This is a genomic window from Secundilactobacillus malefermentans (genome assembly GCF_008033155.1).
Classification (GTDB): Bacteria; Bacillota; Bacilli; order Lactobacillales; family Lactobacillaceae; genus Secundilactobacillus; species Secundilactobacillus malefermentans.
In genome coordinates this window covers 1,441,429-1,464,391 of record NZ_CP042371.1, presented here as the reverse complement: position 1 = coordinate 1,464,391, position 22,963 = coordinate 1,441,429, and the positions used below count along the sequence as shown (strand labels likewise).

Below are 22,963 nucleotides of genomic sequence, written 5' to 3'. Positions count from 1 at the left end.
AGATAAGTATAGCACAATTTCACTAAACACCAATGACAAGTCACGACTAAACGTTACTTTGCAGTCACATCAGTTGCCTTATCACTCGGGAAGCTATACACGGTTTCTCCCGGCTTAGTGTAAAAATACTTTGCTCGAATTAATTTTTGCATGTAATCATTATTATGTAAGAGTTTAACTTCTTCTGTCAGCTTTGAATTGTCCTTCTTTTGCTTCGCTAGCTGCTTCTTCGAGGTGACAACCTGGGTCTGAACTGAATGTAAATTGACCTTTGAGTAAATAATTTGCGCACTAAACACGGCCACAAAGACTAAAAAAATCCCCAAAATAATCATTGCACGCTTTTTGCGCAATTTACTCATATGGCCGCCATCACCACGAGCCGATTGGCTGGCATTGTTAATTTGCTTCGTATAGTCATTTTCTAGATGTTTTACTTTTTGTCGATCAGCCATCGCGAGTCCTCCCTACAATCCCATCAATACGAGTAAAGTATAACAACTATCAAATAGACTGTCCATTCCCCTTTAATGAATATTATCAAACAATTTTAGATTCATTGATTTGATTTATGAGCCTGACATAAAAGGCAGTTCGCTTCCAACCGCTTCAACGGCGTGATAACCAAACAAAAAAGTGGCTGGGACAAAACTGACCTCTGAATAAAAAAGTAGTTGGAAAAACTTATTCACTAAGTTTTTCCAACTACTTTTTTGACTCTGCTGACGACTTGAAAGGATGATTTTCATCATCTTCTTTAAGTTTCCGGCCATTAAAATGATCCCCAATTCATTTTTGGCTTTTTCTAACCCTCTGACTGATAAGCGTTTGAACGCCAAATTAGCCTTCAAGTTACCAAAAACTGGCTCAAGTGGCTGGGACAAAACTGACCTCTGAATAAAAAAGTAGTTGGAAAAACTTATTCACTAAGTTTTTCCAACTACTTTTTTGACTCTGCTGACGACTTGAAAGGATGATTTTCATCATCTTCTTTAAGTTTCCGGCCATTAAAATGATCCCCAATTCATTTTTGGCTTTTTCTAACCCTCTGACTGATAAGCGTTTGAACGCCAAATTAGCCTTCAAGTTACCAAAAACTGGCTCAACTTCAATTTTACGCTTTGCGTAAATTGAAGCACCTGTCTTACTTGAAAGCTTAACTCTAATTAATCTTTTTTCCATTTCCCAATGCGGATTTATTTGGATTGACCGTTGGTTACCCCTTTCCGTAATCGAATAGTGATAACCTTCGGGATCATCGTATTGATTGGCTTCATATTTTCGAATGGTCCGCTGAAACCCATACTTATCAGTCCTGTTATAGACTTGTTTAAAGGAGAATTGAATATGATGCTGATCAGTGAAACTGTCAGTTGCGTTATCATAGGTCCAATTCATAACCTTATTGGCATCATTTTTATACTTCTTGGATTGTTCTTTTAAATACATTGTATAGGGAATAAGTGGCGTCGCTTTAAAATCCTTTAAAACAAAGTCATAATTTGGTTCACTACCATAACCTGCATCCGCTACTACGTAACGGAACGTGGCCTTTCTTTGTTGGACTTGATTCAAAAATGGGACTAGCGTTCTTTGGTCAGCTGGCCGTTGATTCAAATCATAAAATAGGACAAATTGATTTTGAGTACCAATCTGTAAGTTATATCCTGGTTTTAATTGACCATTTTGCATTGGATCTTCCTTCATTCGCATAAAGGTTGCATCATGATCAGTCTTAGAAAAACTGTTTCGGTTTCCCAGAATTTCAAGATAATCTTCATATTTTTGCTTCCGAGGCTTTAAATCCGAAGTAATAATATGCTTAAAATGTTTTAGTTTTCTTCGTCGTTGCTTTGATGGCGAGCCACCTTTAATGACTTTTTCTGCACTAATTTTCTGATCGAGGTCATCAATATCATGTTCTAATTCACGTTCTGCATGATCTAACTTCGCTAAAGTGCCTTCGGCATCAGTTGCTAGATTAACCTTTTCTTGAATCATGTCATCAAATAAGGCGCTAGCTTTTTCCTCTAACTTGGCATCATTTCGTTCGACGCTTTTTCGCCAAACAAAGGAGTATTTATTGGCATCTGCGACAATCTTTGTGCCATCAATAAATAACGATTCGTCATCTACTAAACCATATGCACTTAATTGTTCATGAAATTGAAGAAACATTTTTTTGATAATCCCTTTTGCTACTTGTGAAATTCGAAAGCGATTAATGCTCCGATAACTTGGGACTTCGTCCGGATTACCAATTAACCACTTCATTGGTAGGTTTTCCTCTGCCATTTCTTGGATAGCACGGCCAGAAAACGTATGACGCATATAAGCAAATAATAGGAGTTTCATCATCATCGCTGGCGAATATTTTGGTCGCCCAAACTTGTCAGCATCCGGATACAGAATTTCAGTGGGAATACTATCTACAAAATCACTAATTGAAACGACAATATGATTGGGATTAATTTTAAATTCAATTGGAAATGTTAATATGGTTTGGTTATTGTTATAATGTTTATACACGGTGGGCACCAACTTTCTTATTTTGTGGTGATTTAAGATTAACAGATTTGGGCACACCGTGCCTACATAAAATGAAAGAACCAGGAATTCAAATTCGAATTCCTGGTTCTTTTATTTTAGATTAGGACTTTTGTCCCAGCCACTTTCCAACTATTCGTTTCGATAGTTATGCTCATAGCTTTCGCTAATAATTTTGTACATTTTTTCAGCATCGTCTTTCTTCGTTGTTTCGAGCAACTGAAGGACTTGAATCTCTAAGGTTTTGTTTCCAAACTTAATAACTAATTTATCATTTGGTGCAACGTCAGATGACGACTTGGCAACTTTTTCATTAATCAAAATTCGGCCCTTATCGGCGATCTCTTTAGCAACTGTCCGTCGCTTAATAATTCTAGAAACTTTTAGAAATTTATCTAATCTCACAATGATTCACCTAATTTCTTCTTTTTTTAATCCAATTTGACACGTACGGAATTGACATCAGTTCCTTCAGCGTTAGCAATCGACTTTTATAAATCACAAGTCCAAATGTAACACTTCCTAATCCGACACCCAATACAAGGACACCGAGTGCTTGTAATCGTGAAAATGAAACATCCCCACATAGGTGATGAGCAACCATTTTAACAAGAAAAATCATCACGAGCATTCCTAAATTGCTCACCAATAGTTTGCCTAGAAACCTGATACCACTTGCCGAAAAGTTAAAAAATTTCGCAACAAGATCAAGTGACATTAGGAATAGGACCACGACAAGTCCAAGGTTTGTAACCAAACTAGCACCTAGAATTCCAAAATATCCAACCGCAACACTATTCAATAGTAGTTTAACAGTTATACCAACAATAAGTGAAATAGTGGTTATTCGGTTTTTATTCATACTCTGTAGCAGACTGTTTCGCATCAAAATCATGGACGCCAACCAAATATTAAGCAGATAAAAACTAATGGTCACGTTTAATTTAGAATCACTGAACAAAAAGCGATTCATTTCGGGCAATACAGCAATCATCACCACCGTAATCGTCGTAGATAACGCAAAACTCAATTTTTGAAAAAGGTGGCTCAGTCGTTGAAATTCAACCATTCTTTTACCTTTAATTGCTGACACCAGTCCTGGAAGTAACGCAGTCGAAAGGGCAACCGAAAATACCATTCCTAATTGAACAAGCGGTTGAGCACGGTCATAAATTCCCTTGACCGATTTAGCTGCTTCCCTATTTAACCCATGAGATTGAAGCGCTCTAATGATGGTAAACGAATCAACTAACTGAAATAAAACGAGCATTGCCGCAATCAACGTCAGGACGATGCCCTCCGTCAACAGTCGCTTAAGTAGTTGTCTCGTTGGAATACCAATTTCAGGACTCGTTCGGTTCAACATGACCGGCCAGAATTTTTTCCAAAGGAGAAGCGCTGCAGCTAAACCAGCCAATGGTGCACTTAACATGACGACCGATCCCATTTTGTAAACGGACCAGTTTTGACTAGTTGCAACGTACGCCCCTATCAAAATTAGACTAACTCGCACCACTTGTTCAACTAATTGAGAATTAGCTGTCGGCCGCATTTCAAGGCGTCCCTGATAGTAGCCTCTGCTAGTTGCCAAAAACGGAACTAGCAAAAACAGCCAAGACGTAATCCGAATAATGGGTGCTAACCGCTCATCCCCCATTGCATTTGCCATTCCGGGAGCACCTATTTCTAGTGTTCCAAAAATAATGATTGATCCCATTAATAGAATTCTGAATAACCGTTTAATGGTGCCAATTTGTGCTTCACTCGAAGACTGTTCAGCGACAACCCTTGAAATGAAAATTGGTAAGCCACTCAATGCCAATGTCACTGCAAGTCCATAAATTGGATAGACCTGTTGGAACACATAAAAGCCAACGTCGCCCACCATATTTTGGAACGGAATTCGGTAAACCGCACTCAGAATTTTAACGATTAATGTCGTTGCAGAAAGAATCGCTGCGCCCTTCATTAAGCCGTTTACTTGCTTCGAACTCATAAGATTCCTACTTACTTTCTGAATTAGTCAAAACTAATTTCCTTAATCCAACTGTAAAGTCAATCAACTGCGCTAACCAATCTGCCTCAGTCATCTTGGGTTGAATGATAAGCTTAACAATCATTTTTTCGTTTGATAAGCCAACCGTTGCTTTTAATTTCGTATTGGATAACGCCTTAAAAATATCCTCGCCACTAATCAGTCGACTCCCCTTAAGCGACAGGGTGACAATCAACCCATCGTTAAGATGACGAATCTTCTCAATGAGGGCCTCATCCGCCTGCATTTTAAGATGACTAATCTTCAACAAGTTAGCCACGGGCATCGGATATTCTCCAAATCGATCAATTAGGTCATCTTCGATTTCGTAATACTCTTCATCATCAGTAACTTGACGAATTCGTTTGTACATTTCAATCTTTTGTTGCTCATCTTCAATATAAGTTGATGGCAGATAGGCTTCGATTCCAAGCTCCAAAGTCGCGTCTGAGCGGGCCTTCTTCGCCTTACCCTGCTTTTTAGCTACCGCATCAGCTAACATTTGAGAATATAAATCATATCCAATTGAATCAATAAAGCCGTGTTGCTGCTTACCTAGCAGGTTTCCGGCGCCACGAATTGATAAATCTCGCATGGCAATCTTAAATCCTGAGCCTAACTCAGTAAAATCTTTAATTGCTTCGAGGCGTTTTTCACTCACTTCTGTTAACACCTTATTTTGTTGATACATAAAGTAGGCGTATGCAACCCGGTTACTTCGACCAATTCGGCCTCGTAATTGGTATAACTGTGCCAGTCCCATATGATCAGCATTTTCAACAAATAACGTGTTAACGTTTGGCATATCTATCCCGGTTTCGATGATGGTGGTTGTCACAAGCACATCGTATTCACCACGGACAAAATCATAAAGCACGCCCTCTAACTGAGCCTCGGTCATTTTTCCATGAATGAAGGCCACTTCTGCATCCGGAACCAGTGCTTTTATTTGACTAACAGTTTTCTCAATATCACTCACTCGGTTATGCAAATAGAAGACTTGACCCCCGCGCTGCATTTCTCGATGGATACCATCTTGAAGGGCCCCCGCATTTTGCTCCATAACATAGGTTTGAATGGGGAAACGGTTAGCTGGTGGCGTCTCAATAACGGATAAATCTCTTACGCCCAGCATCGACATGTGCAAAGTCCTAGGAATTGGTGTTGCCGTTAGCGTCAGAACATCCACATCTGACCGAATCTCCTTGATTCGTTCTTTGTGTTTAACGCCAAAGCGCTGTTCTTCATCCACTAAAAGGAGGCCTAAATCCTTAAACTTAACGTCTTTGGATAAGAGTCGATGGGTACCCACGACGACATCCACAGTGCCATCTTCTAACCCCTTAATGGTTTGATTGACTTCCTTCGTTGTTTGAAAACGAGAAAGAATGCCAATCGTAATTGGGTATCCTTCAAACCGGTTCGTCATTGTATCAAAGTGTTGTTGGGCTAGAATCGTCGTTGGAACAAGAAAGGCAACTTGCTTGCCGGCCTCAATTGCTTTAAAAGCAGCTCGTAAGGCAACCTCCGTTTTTCCGTAACCCACATCCCCAACCAATAAGCGATCCATTGGTCTTACTCGTTCCATGTCGTGCTTTATTTCCTCAATACTCCGCAACTGGTCCGGTGTCTCTGAATATGGGAAATCGTTATCAAATTGTTCTTGATAGGCATCGTCTCGTGGAAAGGCAAATCCTTTTTCCGCTTCTCGTTTGGCATACAATTCTACTAAATCATCCGCAATGTCTTCAATCTTTGAGGCGACCTTACTCTTAGTTTTGGCCCATTCTGAACCACCGAGCTTGTTGACTCGTGGTTTTTTATCTTCTGATGAAACGAATTTTTGAATCAAATTTAACTGCGTAACGGGAATAAAGATTTTGGCATTTTTTTGGTAATCAATTGTCATATAATCCTGATGAACACCGTCAACTTCGAGTGTTTGCATCCCTTCAAATCGGCCAATCCCATGATTAACGTGAACAACGTAATCACCCGGCTTCAAATCCGTATAACTCTTAAGTCTTTCCGCATTCGCAAGCGTTTGACGTCGTCTTCGATGCTTGGTCACCTTTTTAAACATTTCAGATTCTGTAATAACCACTAATCCGGCACTTGGTAATTCAAAACCGGTTTGTAATTGATCCGTAATGAGTTGGACGGCCCCTTTTTGCAAATTGTTGCTCCCGGTCAGCGTTGCTTGCATCTTAAAGTCTTGTAAAGTTGCCGCAACTTTGTTTAAACGTGCTTCATCTTTAACCATGATCACAACCGTTTGTTTCAGCTTATGCCAACGGTCCAACTCGGCTTTCAGCAGGGGCATTTGACCAAAGAATCGTTGCATTGCCCGCGTCTGCCAGGCCGTTAATTGATCAAAGCGAAGGTTTCCCATTCCCTTCTGAAAAAGCGCCATGAAAATTTTGGCGTGCTCGTCAGTTTTTAGTGCATCCTTTAAAGGAATTTCAAATTGCTGATTGATAAAGACCTGCTGACTCTTAAGTTTATCAGTGACCCAACTTGCTTCATCTTCCTCTAATTGTTGATCAGCTTCCACCAAACGGGTGTAGTCATCAAAAAGCACGACACCCTCGTTTGAAAGATAATCAATAACTGAGGTTCGTCCATCAAAAAGGTAGTCCGCAAATATAAGAAGCTCGGGATCTGTACTCCCATTGTTAACCTCATCAATTAATGGACTAATATATTTTTCTAGTTGATCCTTTTGCTCATCATTTGTTTTATCTTTCAGTGCTTTATCCAAAGCAGCTTGCAACTTCTGGGCTGCTATCGGACGCTTCTCGTTTGGTATCAACAAATCCGTTGCGGGCAAAAGTGTCACTTCGTCAACGTTTTCAATACTGCGTTGATTTGTTGAATCAAATTGGCGCATTGAATCGACTTCAGTATCAAAGAAGTCAATTCGAATTGGATTCTCCGCATTGAGGGGATAAACATCAACGATTGAGCCTCGAACAGCAAAGTCTCCAGGCGCATCCACCAGTTTTTGGTGCAGGTAGCCCATTTGATTTAAACTCTTTTGCAACACTTCCAAATCATATTCTTCGCCGACTTTAATCGTTAAAATATTAGATTTAAAATCCGTTAAATTAGGTAAATACCGTTTAACTCCCGAAACTGCAACGACGACAACGATTGGTTTCCCATCGATCAGTGCCTTTAATGCATTTATCCGTTGTGCCCGATAGTCGGGAGAACTGGTTGCAACCTCAGCTGCCAGCATCTCTTCAACAGGAAATTCAAATAATTGGTCGTCCGCCAAAACGTTGCTCAAATCATCCACCAATTGGTCAGCATGAAAAAGTGTATCAGTTACCAATAAAATTGGTTTTGATAAGTCAGCCAACATTGACTTAATAAACAACGTTCGCGCAGATCCCGAAATGCCAGTTATGAGTTGTCGGGTGTTCGGTTTTATTTGAGAACGAATTTGTTGATATTCGGGGGTCTCAATCATCAACTCTTCAATGTTCAATCTATTTCTCCCGTTCTTTCCTAGTTATAGGCATTCATTAGGTCACTAAATGATTTTCCAGAAATCCAGTCCTCAAGTGCCCCAATCGCCTCATCCTTGCCTTCGTCAAATAGGGGCTGTTGCTCCTTGGTAAATTTGCCAAGAACATAATCGACCACCGTTGATTTTGCTGGATGCTCAACGCCAACTCGAATGCGTTTAAAATTCTCTGTACCAACGTGCGAAATTAAACTCCGAATACCATTATGTCCTCCGGCAGATCCTTTTTGCCGTAACCGGATTTTCCCAAGTGGGAGATCCATGTCATCATGAACAACAATAATATCCTCGGGCGTTAATTTGTAAAAATCCATTAACGGTCTAACTGCCCTTCCCGACTCGTTCATGAAGGTCGTCGGCTTAACTAATAACACTTTTTCACCATTAATAAATCCAGAAGCTAACTTGGCTTCCATTTTTCTAGTTGTAAAAGTCAGATTGTTCTTTTCGGCAAAAGAATCAACCACCATAAACCCTGTATTATGACGTGTTTTTTTATATTGAGGACCAATATTCCCCAATCCAATAATCATTTTCATTTAGTAAGTGCCTACCTTCTCATATTTAGCCATGCAAAAACGGCCGAACAAGATAATTGTTCAGCGGCGAATAGCTTTAAATGCTAGAAAAGTATAGCATAAATCACCCTTTATTCCCAATAATTAGAGTAAACGAATATTATAGTAGAAATTACGTGAAAAAATTATAATTCATGATACAATTATGACTGGTTACAAAACATACTAAGGAGTTGAACTTTTTTGACAAATGCTAAGAAGTTTCAAAAAGTAATGCTTGTCGGTGACGGTGCTGTAGGTTCTGCATACGCATACGCCATGATGCAACAAGGTTTAGCTGAAGAGCTTGTCATTGTTGATGTTGTAAAGGAACGTACTGAAGGTGACGCACTTGATCTTGAAGATGCGCAAGTTTTCACTGCTCCAAAGAACGTCTACTCAGGTGAGTACAGCGACGCTACGGATGCTGATCTAGTTGTTATTACTGCTGGTGCTCCTCAAAAACCAGGCGAAACTCGTCTTGACCTTGTTAACAAGAACCTTAAGATTTTATCAACGATTGTTAAACCTATCGTTGATTCAGGATTCGATGGCATCTTCCTTGTTGCCGCAAACCCTGTTGATATCTTAACTTATGCTACTTGGAAATTCTCAGGATTCCCAAAGAACAAGGTTATCGGTTCAGGTACATCGCTTGATACTTCACGTTTACGTGTGGCTCTTGCTAAGAAACTTAGCGTTGACCCACGTAGCGTTGAAGCATACATCATGGGTGAACATGGTGACTCTGAATTTGCTGCTTACGATGAAGCTACTATTGGCTCAAAGCCATTACGTGCCATTGCTAAGGAAAACGGCATTTCAGATGATGAATTACTTAAGATTGAAGACGAAACTCGTCATAAAGCTTACGAAATCATCAACCGTAAAGGCGCGACTTACTACGGTGTTGCAACTGCCCTTATGCGTATTTCTAAAGCTATTCTTCGTAACGAAAATGCAGTATTACCTGTTGGCGCTCCACTTGATGGCGAATACGGTTTATCTGATGTTTTCATCGGTACTCCAGCTATCATCAACGCCGATGGTATTGCCAGCGTTGTCGAAGTTCCATTGAGCGACAACGAAAAAGCACAAATGGCTGCTTCTGCAGAAACTTTGAAAAAGGTTACTAAAGACGGTATGGATGCTTTAAACAACTAATTTAATTTTTAATTATAAGACTTGATGTGATTACAGCATCAAGTCTTTTTATTTTGTCGTACCTTTTTATTCTCAGTAAGATTTGATTTGCGCCATCCTTTCTTAAATAACGCTTTAGTTTTGCATCCCAATTTGTTTTCTGTCTATAATTGCAGTAGTGTAAAAAGAGAACACGACTGTAGGAGGTTCAAAAATGAAACTCAAGAAAATATGGATCGCCGCTCTTGGAATCGCAGTTATTGCGGTCGGCGGGATCTACGCTGGAAAAGCAATTCACTATCAAAACAAAGGTATATTCATGAGTAATACCACTTTCTCTGGAATTGATATTGGTGGAAAAACGATTGGGGAAGCAACAAAAGCCGTCAATACAGCCCTTTCTAATCGTAAATTCACGATTTCCGAAAACAAAAAATCGGTTGGTCAATTTTCGGCCCAGAGTGCAGGAATCATTCCTCACACAAAAAAGGCCCTTGCCCTAGCACTGAAAAATCAAAATACTTGGGCTTGGCCATTTCACACAAAATCCGTTGAGGCAACTTCTAGCAACGTTTCGATGGATTCAGTCAACGAAGCAACAATGAACAAACTAACAAATTCAATTATCTCTAAAACGAGTCAAAATCGAGTGGCAACCAAAAATGCGAACTTAGTTTATAAAGATGATAAATTTTCAATTAATAAAGAATTGCAAGGTACTCAAATTAGCAAAAGCCGTTTGAGTCACGTCATATTGACGGCCTTTCAATCTGGTAAAACGTCAATTAATTTGAACGATGCTTACGTTAAGCCCACTGTGACATCCAAATCACAGAAACTTAAAGAGGCAAAAACGCAGGCAACTAAATTATCTGAAATTTCAATTACTTACCACCTAGCTGGTCATACGATTGTCGTTCCCAAATCACAGATTTCAACGTGGATAACTTTTGATAACGATAAAATTAGTATCAATCAAGCTAAACTAGTGACGTATCTAAAATCTCTAAACTCAAAATACGCAACCATTACCAAAACCCGTTCCTTCAAATCAACAAAACGAGGAACTGTGAAAGTTAAAGCTGGCTTATATGGTTGGAGTATTAAAACCAGTTCCGAGGCAAAGGCACTTTCAAAGCTAATCTTAGCTGGCAAAACCATTTCTAGAACACCGATTATTCAAGGCAGTGGCTACCATAAAAACGGCTCGGATATTGGTAATTCCTACGTTGAAGTTGATAAGAAGAATCAACATATGTGGGTCTACAAAAATGGTAAGGTCGTTGTTTCAACCGCAGTTGTGACTGGAAAACCTAAAAAAGGAACAACCCCATCCGGTGTTTGGTACGTTTGGAATAAACAACGTAACGCCACATTGCGTGGTTACAACGATGATGGCTCTAAATACGCATCGAAGGTTAGTTACTGGATGCCCGTTGATGATACTGGCGTCGGAATTCACGATTCCTCGTGGCAACCTAAATATGGTGGAACCTGGTACTTAACGCATGGCTCTCATGGCTGTGTTAATACACCACCGTCCGTCATGGGCAAAGTTTATAAATACGTCTCAATTGGAACCCCAGTCATCATTTTCTAAGTAAAAAGCAGAATGCCCAGTTGGCATTCTGCTTTTATTTTTGGGTCGGATTAATCGACCTTTTTTGAATTGAAAACGCGTGCTTCAATAAAAACGGTGCAACAATGGTTGTCAGAATAATAACGGTAATGATGGAGGCATAATACGTGCTGCCGATCAGCTTGGACTCAAATCCAATCTGTGCAATTATTAATGCCATTTCTCCTCGAGAAACCATGCCCGCCCCTACGATATAAGATTCAGGAAGCGTATATCCACTTAATTTGGCACCCATTCCAGCACCTAATAATTTTGTTAAAATGGCCAATATGGTCAATATCAAAATAAATCCGATTTGACCGACTAATCCATTAAACGAGATGCTTAATCCGATACTAACAAAGAACACCGGAATAAAGATGGCTTCCCCAATTGGTTCAATACTCTGCTTAACCAAATTTTTGACTCGGGTTTGGGAAATGGCGATTCCAGCAAAGAACGCCCCTACAACCGAACTTAAACCTACTAGATCTGCGATATAAGCCATTCCAAAGCACAAAATTAAAGCCACGATTGTTTCACTCATCGGGACGAATAATTTAAGTCCTAATTTGGCAATAAATGGCGCACAGAACTTTACAATAAAGTAAATTGCAATAAAATATGCGATTTGTTCAACGCTTTTCAATAATAGCCCTGTGCCAGCCTGATTCGAGCCCAAACTAGTCATCACACTCAAAATAACAACCGCCAAAACGTCATCGACAACGGCGGCTCCTAGGATTGTTGCACCAACTTTGCCAGTTAGACCATTCAACTCTTTAAGCACAGCAACCGAAATTGAAACGGATGTTGCGGCAAAAATTACCCCAATAAAGATGCTTTCACTTTGACCAATATGGAATAGTAAACTAAACAAATAAATGGCAGCGACCGGAAAAACAACGCCCAATATTGCAACCATCAGGCTCGGTTTAAAATACTTTTTTAGCAGTGATAAATTACTTTCAAGACCTGCCGTAAACATGAGAATGATGACACCAATTTCTGAAAAGAGACTGATAAATTCACTTGGCTGAATCCAGCCAATTAATGCGGGACCCAATAAAATACCAATTAGTAATTGCCCAACCACAGCTGGAATCTTAAACCGCGTAAAAAAGTGACTGATCGTCGTCGTTGCAATTAGGATTAGGCAAAGAATGCCAATTTCGTGCAAATAACTCACATCTCCAATCTTCATCTTATTTTATTCAAAGTCTACCACATTTATGATTTTAACAATAATCTCTTAACCGCCAATTTACAGGAACTCTTCGCATTTTATTCCACTTATTCGCTGGGTGTGTTATGATATTCTTAGATTATTAGAAAATTCTAATTAAGGAGGCAATTGTCATATGCTTTTAAAATCCCTCGTTAAACCAAAGGAACGGCTAACGACAGTTAAAGAAGACGTAACGCTAGAAGATGCGTTAAAAGTTCTTGAAGATTCAGGCTATCGTTGTGTGCCAATTCTCGATGAAACAGGTCAAATTTTTAGAGGAAATATTTATAAGATGCACATTTACCGTCATAAATCTCGTGGAGGTGACATGAAGCTTCCTGTCACGTCATTGTTGAAAAATGCCACGAAATTTATTTCAGTCAATGCTGCTTTCTTTAATGTATTCTTCTCAATCAAAGACCTACCCTATATTGCGGTCCTTGATGCAAACAACAATTTTTACGGAATTCTAACTCATACTCGTTTGATGGATATGCTTTCTCAATCATGGAACGTCAATGTGGGCTCATACGTTTTAACTGTTGTCTCTGCTGGAGAACGTGGCGACTTGTCGTCAATGTCCAAAATCATCACTAAATATACGTCAATTGCGAGTGTCATTTCGCTTGATGCTCAAGAAGGCGAACTTGTTCACCGAACGATGTTCACCCTCCCCGCTGACGTTGACGAGGAAAAACTCGATCGCATCGTTAAAGCATTGGAACGAAAAGAATTTAGAGTGCCTGAAATTGAAGATTTAAAGAGTGAAAACTAATTTGTGTAAAACAAAAACGGTTCTATACTTTTTCCTGTTGATGGATTGCCAGAGTGGTAATCTATTAACAGGATTTTTTTGTAAATTAAAAGCCCACAGGTCCCCATCCAATAAAATCCACCCACTACAGCATCATTAAAGGAGATAAGAACCCATGAACCCTATTGATAATACCATAAAGTTCGTCCTAAGCATAACTGACGAGAACGTTAACTTTTTTGCTTATAAAAGCCAATCTATTAAAAACAAACAATCTAAGATTTACATCGCCAACGTTAAAGTTAACTGTGTGAGATGTCCCCAATGTGGTTTCAATCATCTGAACCATAATGGTCACTACATTGCGCGTACTTCGTACCCGTCAGCCAATGCCAGTGAGCCAGTGTACCTTGAGCTGCATAAGGAACGATTAGTTTGTAAAGACTGTGGTGCTTCAATAATGGCATCCACTAGTCTAGTTGATAAATATTGCAACATTTCGCAAGCCACACGACAGAAAATATTCATGCATTTGCAGGACGACCGGACTCAGGCCAGCATCGCCTTAGATAATTGTGTATCACCAAGTACAATTTGTCGCTATTTAGATAATTACGATGATTTATTCCGCCGGAATTATGATTACTTACCAGAGCATTTAGCGATGGATGAAGTTCGCGGTGTTGGTGGTCAATTACACTTTATCTGTATTAACGGTGCCAGCAACCATGAAATTCAACAAATCTTGCCGGATCGCTATAAAAAAAGCATTATTGAGTACTTTAATAAATTCCATATCAATACCCGAAAACGGGTTCAAACCGTAACTCTGGATCTCAATAGTTACTATAAAGATATCGTTAAGGAAATGTTTCCAAACGCAGAAATTGTCGTTGATCGATTCCACATTATCGCCATGATGACGCGGGCATTCAACCAGACTAGAGTTCAGACAATGAAAAAATATGACAAGAAATCTATCGAATATCGACTGCTTAAGTTCTCATGGAAACTATATTTGAAGCACATTGATGAACTAGAAGTCAGCCAAACTTTCTATGATCGTCATTTACGACAGCAGTTAACTCAACAAGGGCGAGTACAAATGGGGCTTGACACTGATGACACTATTTCGAGCACATACGATGCGCTGCAAGGTATCATGTCCTGTCTTAAAAATCATGACAAAGATGGCATTGTCCACTATCTCTACAAAAATGAAAACCTAAGTTTTCAAATGAAGGAAACACTAAAAACGTTTAAAAGTAATCTGGAAATTGTCTTGAATGCCAGTGAATCTAAGTATTCTAACGGCCCAATTGAAGGTATTAATCGGATGATTAAGCAGATTCAGCGGACTGCGTTTGGATTTAGAAATTTCCATCATTTAATCTCGCGGATCAAACTTCAACAAATGAGAACAAAACCAAATACAAAAACAGAACTAGAAGCCGCTTAGCTTCTAGTTCTGTAAAACTATCTATCAACAGGATTTGACAGAGAGCCCAACAAAATCTGTTCGATATGTACTAAGACGATTTTTTCTGTTTGGGCTTGGTCTTATCTTTTTCAACTAACCCAATGCTAACCTGTAATGCCTTGTCAACTTGCTTCATCGTTGCATCCTCTAAATGAGTCACACGATCACGCAATCGTTGCTTATAAATCGTCCGAACTTGCTCCAACAGGATAACTGAGTTCTTTTCAATTCCTGTGTGATCTGCGGTAATCCCCACGTGCGTTGGCATCTTAGGCTTTGAAATCCGGGCCGTGATTGCTGCGACAATCACAGTCGGACTGTAATGATTACCAACGTTATTTTGTACAATTAATACGGGTCTCATTCCGCCTTGCTCAGAACCGATTACTGGTGACAGGTCTGCATAGAAAACATCGCCGCGTTTAATTTCAACGTTCGCCAATTATTTTCCATCCCCTTTTACGTGTCCACAATAACTGGGCACAATTAATTCCAAATTTTATCCAAATGCCACTCCGCTTCCTCTTCGCAAGCGGCAAACTCCTGAGTGATTTCCCGATTCAACTCCGACATTTCTGTGTATCCCCTTGCTAAATCATAAAAGTCATCGTGCTCGCCACTCAGTTGCTTAGTCGTTAATTCCACGAATTTACCTCCAAATTAAACCGGAATGGTGTCATAACCCAACTTAATTTCTCTATAATCTGAAATTAAGTTTACCATGCTTTCACCAAGAAAGGAACTACTTTGCTAGTGAAGATACTTTTTTGTAAGCCTTTCAGCAAAACCACACGCAATTTCATAGTGGTTCGTTTGGCAATGGTCAGCCAATTGCTGCAACGTAATTTCTTGATTACCACTCTTGCCTACTAATACCACCTGTTGACCTGGTAAATAATCTTTTGGCAGTCTAACCATTATTTGGTCCATGCAAATTCGACCAAGAATATCGCATTTTTGGCCATCAATTAAGACGTAAAATCCATCAAGATTTCTTCTATATCCGTCAGCGTATCCAATCGGAATCGTCCCCACAAATTCATCATGCTGGGCCGTATAGGTTGCCCCATAACCAACGCTGTCACCCTTTTTAATTTGCTTGGTAAAAACCAGTTCACTTGATAAGCTCATGGCTGGATGTAACTCAAATGGTGGTTCCAATTCAGTCCCAGATGGATTTAAACCATACCCAGCAGCACCGTATCGTACCATATTAACGCCTTCCAAAGGGTGGTGCCAAAGAGTTGTTGCAGAATTGGAAATGTGCACGAACCTTGGTAATTTAGGTAAAGTTGAAATAAGCTGATGCCATTTTGCCAATTGCTTCTTGAAATATTGATCATCTTTCATATCAGCAGTTGAAAAATGGGTAAAAATACCATCAAAGATAAATTGAGGCTGCTCTTCCAAAAATTTATACGCCTGAAGTAAATCGTTCGACTCCCGAAATCCAATTCTGCCCATGCCGGTATCAAGCGCCAGGTGAACAAGCAATGGCTTAGACTCAGCCTGTAGATTCTTATTTGCCTGAACTAACCAGTCTAAAGAGCCCACAGATGCCGCAATTTCGTTCCGTGCCATTAGTTTGGCATCAGTAGGGGAAGTTATGCCTAAAACGAGAATTGGGTCTGAAATCCCACTTTCTCGTAGTTCTAGCGCCTCATCCAAAATGGCAACACAAAATCCAGTTGCGCCTGCTTGCTTAGCGGCATTCGCGGTTTCCACCAATCCATGTCCATACGCATTGGCTTTCACCACCATAAATAATTGGACCTGATTGGCCAATAGCTTGATTGCTTCTTTAATATTATACTGAATTGCCTTCAGATCAATTGTTAGAACACTTGGTCTATGAATTCCAACTACCATCAAATTAGCTTCCTTTCTAAAATAACCTCAGTCATCACAAGCTTTTTTGTATGAGAAATTGACAAAAACGCACTGCCTTCGAATGGATGGTGACTAAATACTGGCTTACCTAAATCGTCCGCAGCAACTTCCAATTCCTTGAAACCAAGTCTTTTTCCAATTCCGGTTCCGAATGCTTTGCTATAAGCTTCCTTAGCTGACCATCTATTCGCCAAATAAACAAGTGCTGCACGACCTTCTAACTGCTGATAAGCGGCAAGTTCAACATCCGTTAAAATTCGATTTGCCAGGGAAGTTTGGGAACCCTCGCCCGTTTTTAATCGATCAATTTCTTCAATATCAATGCCCAGTCCATAAATCATGGTTTGCCTCCGTTGAGTTATTCAGAACTTAATTATAGCATACTGACAATTGTCTTTCTTCTTTGAAAACTGTCACAAAAAAAGCGAAATTCCAATTGGAATTTCGCTTTTCATTAGTCTTTATTTCTGATAGTAAAGCTTCGATTACTTGATGAAGCACTATGGCTCTTGTGATTACCACCATTATTTGAACGATGGTCGCCACCGCCACGGCGATCGTTTGAACGACCTCCGCGATCGCTTGATGAACCACCACGACTTCCGCCACGTGATCCACTTGAACGGTGATCGCCACCGCCTCGGCCACCACGTGATCCACCTGAACGATGATCGCCACCGCCTCGGCCGCCACGTGATCCACCACGGCTTCCGCCATGTCCGCCACGATAACCACCAGATTTTCCACCGCCCTTGTGTCTTGGTAATGGTCGTTCTGGGGTAATCTTAACGGGAGTTTGGTTAGACTCGTCATTAGTAAGATCATTTAAAAGTGCAGCAACTAAGTCAACCGTATCGTATTGCTCTAATAATGATTTAGCAACTTCGCTGTACTTGTCAGTGTCAGTACTCTTAACTAAGTCCTCAACCGTACTCTTAGCATTGGCAAGTTGGCTAACCAATGCTTCTTCATCTGTAGGTGGCTTCAATGGAAGCAAGCGCACCTTGGTTAATTTCTCAATTTCTCTCATGTAGTCCATTTCGCTAGGTGCAACGAATGTTAATGAAACACCATGATGTCCGGCACGGCCAGTACGGCCAATACGATGGACATAACTATCTGGATCTTGAGGAATATCAAAGTTATAAACATGTGTAATATTATTAACGTCAATACCACGAGCAGCAACATCTGTTGCCACAAGAATATCAAGTTTGCCAGTCTTAAATTCGTTTAAGATTTGCATACGACGCTTTTGAGTTAAATCACCATGAATACCAGCTGCGTTATAACCGCGAGCTTGTAAACCAGAAGTTAATTCATCAACACGACGCTTCGTTCTCGTAAAGACAAGCGTCAAGTCTGGTGATTGAACGTCAAACAAACGTGTCATAACGTCAAACTTCTCGAAATCTTTAACTTTAACATAATACTGATCAACTAAATCAGTCGTCAATTCTTTGGCTTTAATCTTAACGTGTTGAGGATCAGTCATAAACTGAACACCGACACGCTTGATTTCAGGAGGCATTGTTGCAGAGAATAACAGTGTTTGTCGATCCTCTGGCAATTGCTTGATGATATCTTCAATGTCATCCAAGAATCCCATGTTAAGCATTTCGTCGGCCTCATCAAGAACTAAAGTCTTAACGTGGTCTAATTTAACTGTTCCGCGACGAATATGATCCAATAATCGACCGGGAGTTCCGACAATTATTTGGGGGTGACTCTTCAAACTGTTAATTTGGCGACGAATATCGGCACCACCATAAACAACTTGAACTTTTGCATGTTCGTCTTTACCTAATCTAAAAATCTCTTCTTGCGTCTGAATAGCAAGTTCACGTGTTGGAGATACAACCAATGCCTGTATTTGAGGATTGTGTAAATCAACTTTTTCCAATATTGGAAGTGAAAATGCAGCGGTTTTACCCGTTCCAGTTTGTGCTTGTCCAATGATGTCTTTTCCCTGTAAAACTAATGGGATTGTCTCGGCCTGAATAGGAGTTGCCTCTTCAAAACCGCTTCTTTTTATTGCTTTAAGCAGTGCATCGGACAACCCAAGCTCTGTAAACTTCAAATAAAATTCCTCCTGTGAATAACGTCCATGATGACGTCTACCTGCTAACGAAAAATCCGTTCGTCTTAAGTCGCAACCAGCGTGACCATGAACTGTTCTAATCTTCTTAAACGTAACTAAACAATAGTACAACTAAACGCATTGAAACGCAACTAATATTTATTGGATATATTATTTTAATGCGTCTAAAACCTCTTCTAAGTGGATACCGTGACTGCCCTTAATTAAAACTAAATCATCAGCAGTCACTTCTTTTTCAAGCTGCATAATTAAAGCGGACAAATCTGTGACCGAGAAATAATGCAATTGACTGGAAGAATAACGATCAATTAACTTAGCATCTAATGCCTTCATATGCGTGCCAATTAGGTATAAAGAACTAATTTGCAGAGGGTCTAAATCTTCAGCCAATCCCGCATGCATTTCATCAGCTTCATCACCCAATTCAAGCATATCGCCTAAAACGGCGATTCGCTTACCCTTAGTTGGCACCTGGGTAAACGCATTTAGAACAAATTTTGCCGCCGTTGGATTTGAATTATAGACATCACTAAGAATCTGTTCGCCTGCTGATCCCTTAACCCATTCAGTTCGGTTTTCAGTTGCGTCGAACTTCTTGAGTGCTTCACGCATGTTAGCCGGTCGAATCTGATACGTATCAGCTACGGCCAGTGCAGCAAGCGCGTTATTGACGTTGTATTCGCCAATTAACGGAATCTCAAAAGTTTCATCTGGCCATTTATTAGTTTTAAACGTGGTCGTTGTTGGTGTTGCAACAACATCAGTTGGGTAGAAATCAACGTTTTCTGAACGACCGAACGTTTTCTGAAGTTGACTCACTGATTTAGCCCGTTCGGTCAGCAACGGTTCATCCCCATCATAAATGAAGACGCCATCCTCTTTTAACCCATCAATAATCTCCATTTTGGCATCCGCAATTTTATCTCTCGTACCAAAGAACTCAATGTGCGCTTCACCAATCATGGTGATAACCGTCAAATCGGGTTGAACAAGATTACTTAAAAATTCAAGTTGACCAGGTCGATCCATCCCCATTTCAATGACCAACAATTCAGTCGTTGGCTCCATAGAAAGAATCGTGACCGGTACCCCAATCTCATTATTAAAGTTTTCCTGAGTCTTGGTCACGTTAAATTGCGTGGCTAAGATTGCAGCAATCATGTCCTTCGTCGTTGTTTTCCCATTTGACCCCGTGACAGCAACAACTCGTGGATTAATTTTCATCAAATAATAACGACTCAATGCCTGCAAAGCTTCAAGCGTATCTTTGACCACAATCACTGGAAAGTCGGTCGGAATATCCGTTCGTTCACTACTCCAAAAAGTTGCGACCGCGCCATTGTCGATTGCGCTTTTAATGAAGTCATGCCCATCTCGATTCCCAGATAACGGTACAAACAGTGCGCCATCCGTGACTTTGCGACTATCAAAACTAACACTGGAAACCTCGAGTTCGTTCCACTGTTCAATATCATTATCGGCATTAACCGCCTTGGCAATTTCTGCAAGTTGCATTTTCATATTGTTAACTCCTATTTTGTTTCAGAAAATAAATTTAAAATGAGACCAAACTATGGATATAATTTGCCCTCATCTCTATTATCCATTTACTCGCTGATCAACTGATTACCATCACTTAAAAAGGACAGCATCTAAATCCAAAGTCAATTATACCATATCTTAATTTAAACTAAGATTAAGGGAGGCTCCTTCAAAGCTCTCCCAAAACATCAAATGCTTCCTTACGCTCAATATTGAGTTTCCATCTGTGCTCCGTAATAACGTAAATTAAGGTTGCGACTCTTTCGGTATAACGAAACACATCTTCCTGTTCATGCCAAGTGGGCTGCTGTTCCGGCTTTAATTCCGCGAAGACTGGAATCAAATACTGACGCTTTCGTTCCACAACTTGATCAAATGCAAAAATGACGCCTTCCCTAAAGAGGGGTTGCAACTGATTAATAATTTCGTCAGAAAGATCATTCACTGCCAGTGGCCGGTTGAACATCGTCCAACGTTTACTATGCATCGACCGCAAATGGCGTTTCATGGAAATATCTAGAATATGACTAAAATCCTTTAACCGATGAAAATAGCTTTTTTTAAAATTGTCATGAATATCCAAACAAGCATACCGATTTTGAAGTTTAGCGTAAAAAGGTAAATTTAAATGAGTTTCCATGTGGGATAGGTACAGTAGTTCTGCTATTTCGGTTGGCATCAATAAATCAACGTCATCTAAATCTTGAAAATCCAACCATTTTTTTGGTCTCAGTTGACGATCTAGTAAAAAGTTGCGGACATCATTTTGTCCCACAACCATTTGAAAATGAGTGTGCGTGTTGACCCGATTTCCCTCCACAGAATTATCAATTAATAAAATCTTGTCGGGAACTTCCGAAAGACCGTTCACTAAATCAGCGTCACTAATCCCAAAGGTAAAAATGACGTTGTTTAGCTCTTCCATATTTATGTAAATAAAATTATCCCGCATTAATACTCACGCTCCGATTGATCCTTCTAGGTCAATTGTACTACGAAAGTATTCATGCGGGATAAAGATACGCATTTATTTACATTTTTTCTAACCGTTCAATCCGATCCGCAGTTGCTGGATGAGTATCAAACAAGTGACTGGTTCGCTTCTTTTTCTTTGGATCCGATATATATAGCGCGGCGCTAGCGGAATCCACGTTTTTCATCGGTTGGCTACTATCTAGTTTTTGTAGTGCCGAAATTAACCCATGCGGATTCCGAGTTAATTCAACGCTTGAGGCATCCGCTAAATATTCGCGGTTTCTAGAAAGAGCCAATTGAATAATTGTTGCCACAATTGGCGCCAAGATAATTGAGAGAATGGATAGAACCATAAAAATGAGATCAATCGCGCTCGAGCCTTCCTTACGATTACGATTTCCACCACCCCACCATAAACCACGCATTCCAAAGTTGACTAGAATAGAGATCGTCGAAGTGAGCGCAAGTGCAATTGTCGAAATTCGAATATCGTAATTTCTGACGTGAGAGATTTCATGTCCAATCACGCCCTCAAGCTCTTCACGATTCATCATTTCGAGTAATCCACTCGTTGCCGCCACGGCGGAGTGTTGTGGATCATTCCCAGTCGCAAAAGCATTTGGACTTGGATCATCAATGATATACACCTTTGGCATTGGCACTCTCGCAACTAAAGCCATGTCTTCCACCACGTGAAAAAGCTCAGGCGCCTCATTGGCATCTGTCACCTCACGCGCATGATTCATCGTCATAACAACGTTGGTTGACTGAGACACCATAATTAATGTGTAAACGAGTGCGATCACAACGGCGACAATCAGGCCGCCAAGCCAAGTTCCATAAAAATAGCCAATCGCTGCGCCAATAAGACTCACAAATAAAATGAACCCTATCAAAACGTAAATTGTTTTTCGTTTATTCTGTGCAATCTGCTGAAATAACAATCACATCACCTACTTATCAAATCCCTTAAAGTCATCGTCAAAGTTAACTTTTGGCGTTTCCTTCTCTTCTTCTGGAACTTGAAGATAGTCGCTTTGTTTGAAATGGTGAATGCCTGCGACAATATTGCTTGGAAAGCTTTGAATCTTCATGTTTAGGTTTGCAACAGATGAATTATAAAGCTGACGTGAATAGGCAATTTTGTTTTCAGTATTAGACAGCTCTTCCATTAATTGCGTAAATTGCGTATTCGCTTTCAAATCAGGATAGTTTTCAGCGACTGCAAATAATGATTTTAGTGAGCCACTTAATTGGTTAGAAACCTCCATTGTTTTTTGGCGGTCTCCGGCTGGAATCTCAGTCATTTGATTCCGAAGTCCAACGACTCTTGCCAGGGTTTCTTGTTCATACTTTGCATATCCCTTAGTTGTGTTAATCAAATTAGGAATCAAATCATTACGACGTTTTAACTGAACGTCGATTTGACTCCATGATTCTTCAACGTAGGTTCGCATTTTAACAAGTCCGTTAAATTGAGTCATGTAGATGATTGCAATCAATGCAATCACGACGATAATAATAATCCATGTAATCATATAAAAGCCCTCTCCCTTAGTTA

General features: G+C 40.0%; 21 protein-coding genes. 4 read left to right on the top strand and 17 right to left on the bottom strand.

Features of this window, described 5'->3' with window-relative positions:
• Nucleotides 1-53 precede the first annotated feature (53 nt).
• The 7 genes from FGL90_RS07035 to pth form a co-directional block, all read right to left on the bottom strand.
• Nucleotides 54-455 carry an FtsB family cell division protein gene (locus FGL90_RS07035; protein ID WP_010620750.1) on the bottom strand — a complete coding sequence of 134 codons (402 nt, stop codon included), beginning with the start codon at nt 453-455 and terminating at the stop codon, nt 54-56.
• 114 nt (nt 456-569) lie between these two features.
• Nucleotides 570-884, bottom strand: a complete 315-nt coding sequence (locus tag FGL90_RS07030; RefSeq protein ID WP_187240410.1) for a transposase — start codon at nt 882-884, stop codon at nt 570-572.
• Nucleotides 868-2,529, bottom strand: coding sequence for an IS1182 family transposase (locus FGL90_RS07025; RefSeq protein ID WP_187240409.1), 1,662 nt, complete (start codon nt 2,527-2,529; stop codon nt 868-870). Before FGL90_RS07025 ends, FGL90_RS07030 begins: the two co-directional genes overlap by 17 nt.
• 150 nt (nt 2,530-2,679) lie before the next feature.
• Nucleotides 2,680-2,952, bottom strand: a complete 273-nt coding sequence (locus FGL90_RS07020; protein ID WP_010620751.1) for an RNA-binding S4 domain-containing protein — start codon at nt 2,950-2,952, stop codon at nt 2,680-2,682.
• A gap of 10 nt (nt 2,953-2,962) precedes the next feature.
• Nucleotides 2,963-4,543, bottom strand: a complete 1,581-nt coding sequence (locus FGL90_RS07015; RefSeq protein WP_147657512.1) for a putative polysaccharide biosynthesis protein — start codon at nt 4,541-4,543, stop codon at nt 2,963-2,965.
• 7 nt (nt 4,544-4,550) lie between these two features.
• On the bottom strand, nt 4,551-8,075 hold the full coding sequence (gene mfd, locus FGL90_RS07010) for a transcription-repair coupling factor (protein WP_147657510.1): 3,525 nt from the start codon (nt 8,073-8,075) through the stop codon (nt 4,551-4,553).
• 20 nt (nt 8,076-8,095) lie between these two features.
• Nucleotides 8,096-8,653 carry an aminoacyl-tRNA hydrolase gene (pth, locus tag FGL90_RS07005; protein WP_010620754.1) on the bottom strand — a complete coding sequence of 186 codons (558 nt, stop codon included), beginning with the start codon at nt 8,651-8,653 and terminating at the stop codon, nt 8,096-8,098.
• Nucleotides 8,654-8,875: 222 nt separating this feature from the next.
• Between pth and FGL90_RS07000 the strand changes: the two genes are divergently transcribed.
• Nucleotides 8,876-9,835 carry an L-lactate dehydrogenase gene (locus FGL90_RS07000; RefSeq protein ID WP_010620755.1) on the top strand — a complete coding sequence of 320 codons (960 nt, stop codon included), beginning with the start codon at nt 8,876-8,878 and terminating at the stop codon, nt 9,833-9,835.
• A 193-nt stretch (nt 9,836-10,028) separates the two neighbouring features.
• Nucleotides 10,029-11,414, top strand: a complete 1,386-nt coding sequence (locus FGL90_RS06995; protein ID WP_147657508.1) for a L,D-transpeptidase family protein — start codon at nt 10,029-10,031, stop codon at nt 11,412-11,414.
• 34 nt (nt 11,415-11,448) lie between these two features.
• Here the strand turns inward: FGL90_RS06995 and FGL90_RS06990 are convergent, their stop codons facing one another.
• The gene (locus tag FGL90_RS06990) at nt 11,449-12,612 is read right to left on the bottom strand and encodes a cation:proton antiporter (RefSeq protein ID WP_147657907.1); all 1,164 of its coding nucleotides are present in this window, start codon (nt 12,610-12,612) and stop codon (nt 11,449-11,451) included.
• Between the two features lie 181 nt (nt 12,613-12,793).
• Between FGL90_RS06990 and cbpA the strand changes: the two genes are divergently transcribed.
• Together cbpA and FGL90_RS06980 are read left to right on the top strand one after the other, a co-directional pair.
• Nucleotides 12,794-13,435 (top strand): cyclic di-AMP binding protein CbpA, encoded by a 642-nt coding sequence (gene cbpA / locus FGL90_RS06985; RefSeq protein ID WP_010620758.1) that lies wholly within the window; start codon nt 12,794-12,796, stop codon nt 13,433-13,435.
• Between the two features lie 154 nt (nt 13,436-13,589).
• Entirely contained in the window at nt 13,590-14,873 is a 1,284-nt protein-coding gene (locus FGL90_RS06980) for an ISL3 family transposase (protein WP_125547835.1), read from the top strand.
• Nucleotides 14,874-14,943: 70 nt separating this feature from the next.
• On the opposite strand, the gene FGL90_RS06975 is transcribed toward FGL90_RS06980, so the two are convergent.
• The 9 genes from FGL90_RS06975 to FGL90_RS06940 all read right to left on the bottom strand — a co-directional run bounded on the left by FGL90_RS06975 (nt 14,944) and on the right by FGL90_RS06940 (nt 22,940).
• Nucleotides 14,944-15,336 (bottom strand): type II toxin-antitoxin system PemK/MazF family toxin, encoded by a 393-nt coding sequence (locus FGL90_RS06975; protein WP_147657506.1) that lies wholly within the window; start codon nt 15,334-15,336, stop codon nt 14,944-14,946.
• A 44-nt stretch (nt 15,337-15,380) separates the two neighbouring features.
• The gene (locus FGL90_RS10405; protein WP_155801562.1) at nt 15,381-15,539 is read right to left on the bottom strand and encodes a hypothetical protein; all 159 of its coding nucleotides are present in this window, start codon (nt 15,537-15,539) and stop codon (nt 15,381-15,383) included.
• A gap of 105 nt (nt 15,540-15,644) precedes the next feature.
• The gene (gene alr, locus FGL90_RS06970) at nt 15,645-16,763 is read right to left on the bottom strand and encodes an alanine racemase (protein ID WP_010620759.1); all 1,119 of its coding nucleotides are present in this window, start codon (nt 16,761-16,763) and stop codon (nt 15,645-15,647) included.
• Nucleotides 16,763-17,125: a holo-ACP synthase gene (gene acpS / locus FGL90_RS06965; protein ID WP_010620760.1), complete on the bottom strand. Its 363-nt coding sequence runs from the start codon at nt 17,123-17,125 to the stop codon at nt 16,763-16,765. The genes alr and acpS overlap by 1 nt, the downstream gene beginning before the upstream one ends.
• Nucleotides 17,126-17,238: 113 nt before the next feature.
• Nucleotides 17,239-18,864, bottom strand: coding sequence for a DEAD/DEAH box helicase (locus FGL90_RS06960; RefSeq protein WP_010620761.1), 1,626 nt, complete (start codon nt 18,862-18,864; stop codon nt 17,239-17,241).
• Between the two features lie 171 nt (nt 18,865-19,035).
• Nucleotides 19,036-20,406, bottom strand: a complete 1,371-nt coding sequence (locus FGL90_RS06955; protein WP_147657504.1) for a UDP-N-acetylmuramoyl-tripeptide--D-alanyl-D-alanine ligase — start codon at nt 20,404-20,406, stop codon at nt 19,036-19,038.
• A 190-nt stretch (nt 20,407-20,596) separates the two neighbouring features.
• Nucleotides 20,597-21,379 (bottom strand): hypothetical protein, encoded by a 783-nt coding sequence (locus FGL90_RS06950; protein ID WP_010620763.1) that lies wholly within the window; start codon nt 21,377-21,379, stop codon nt 20,597-20,599.
• A gap of 79 nt (nt 21,380-21,458) precedes the next feature.
• Nucleotides 21,459-22,346, bottom strand: a complete 888-nt coding sequence (gene htpX, locus FGL90_RS06945; RefSeq protein WP_010620764.1) for a zinc metalloprotease HtpX — start codon at nt 22,344-22,346, stop codon at nt 21,459-21,461.
• Between the two features lie 9 nt (nt 22,347-22,355).
• On the bottom strand, nt 22,356-22,940 hold the full coding sequence (locus FGL90_RS06940) for a LemA family protein (RefSeq protein ID WP_010620765.1): 585 nt from the start codon (nt 22,938-22,940) through the stop codon (nt 22,356-22,358).
• Between the last annotated feature and the right edge of the window lie 23 nt (nt 22,941-22,963).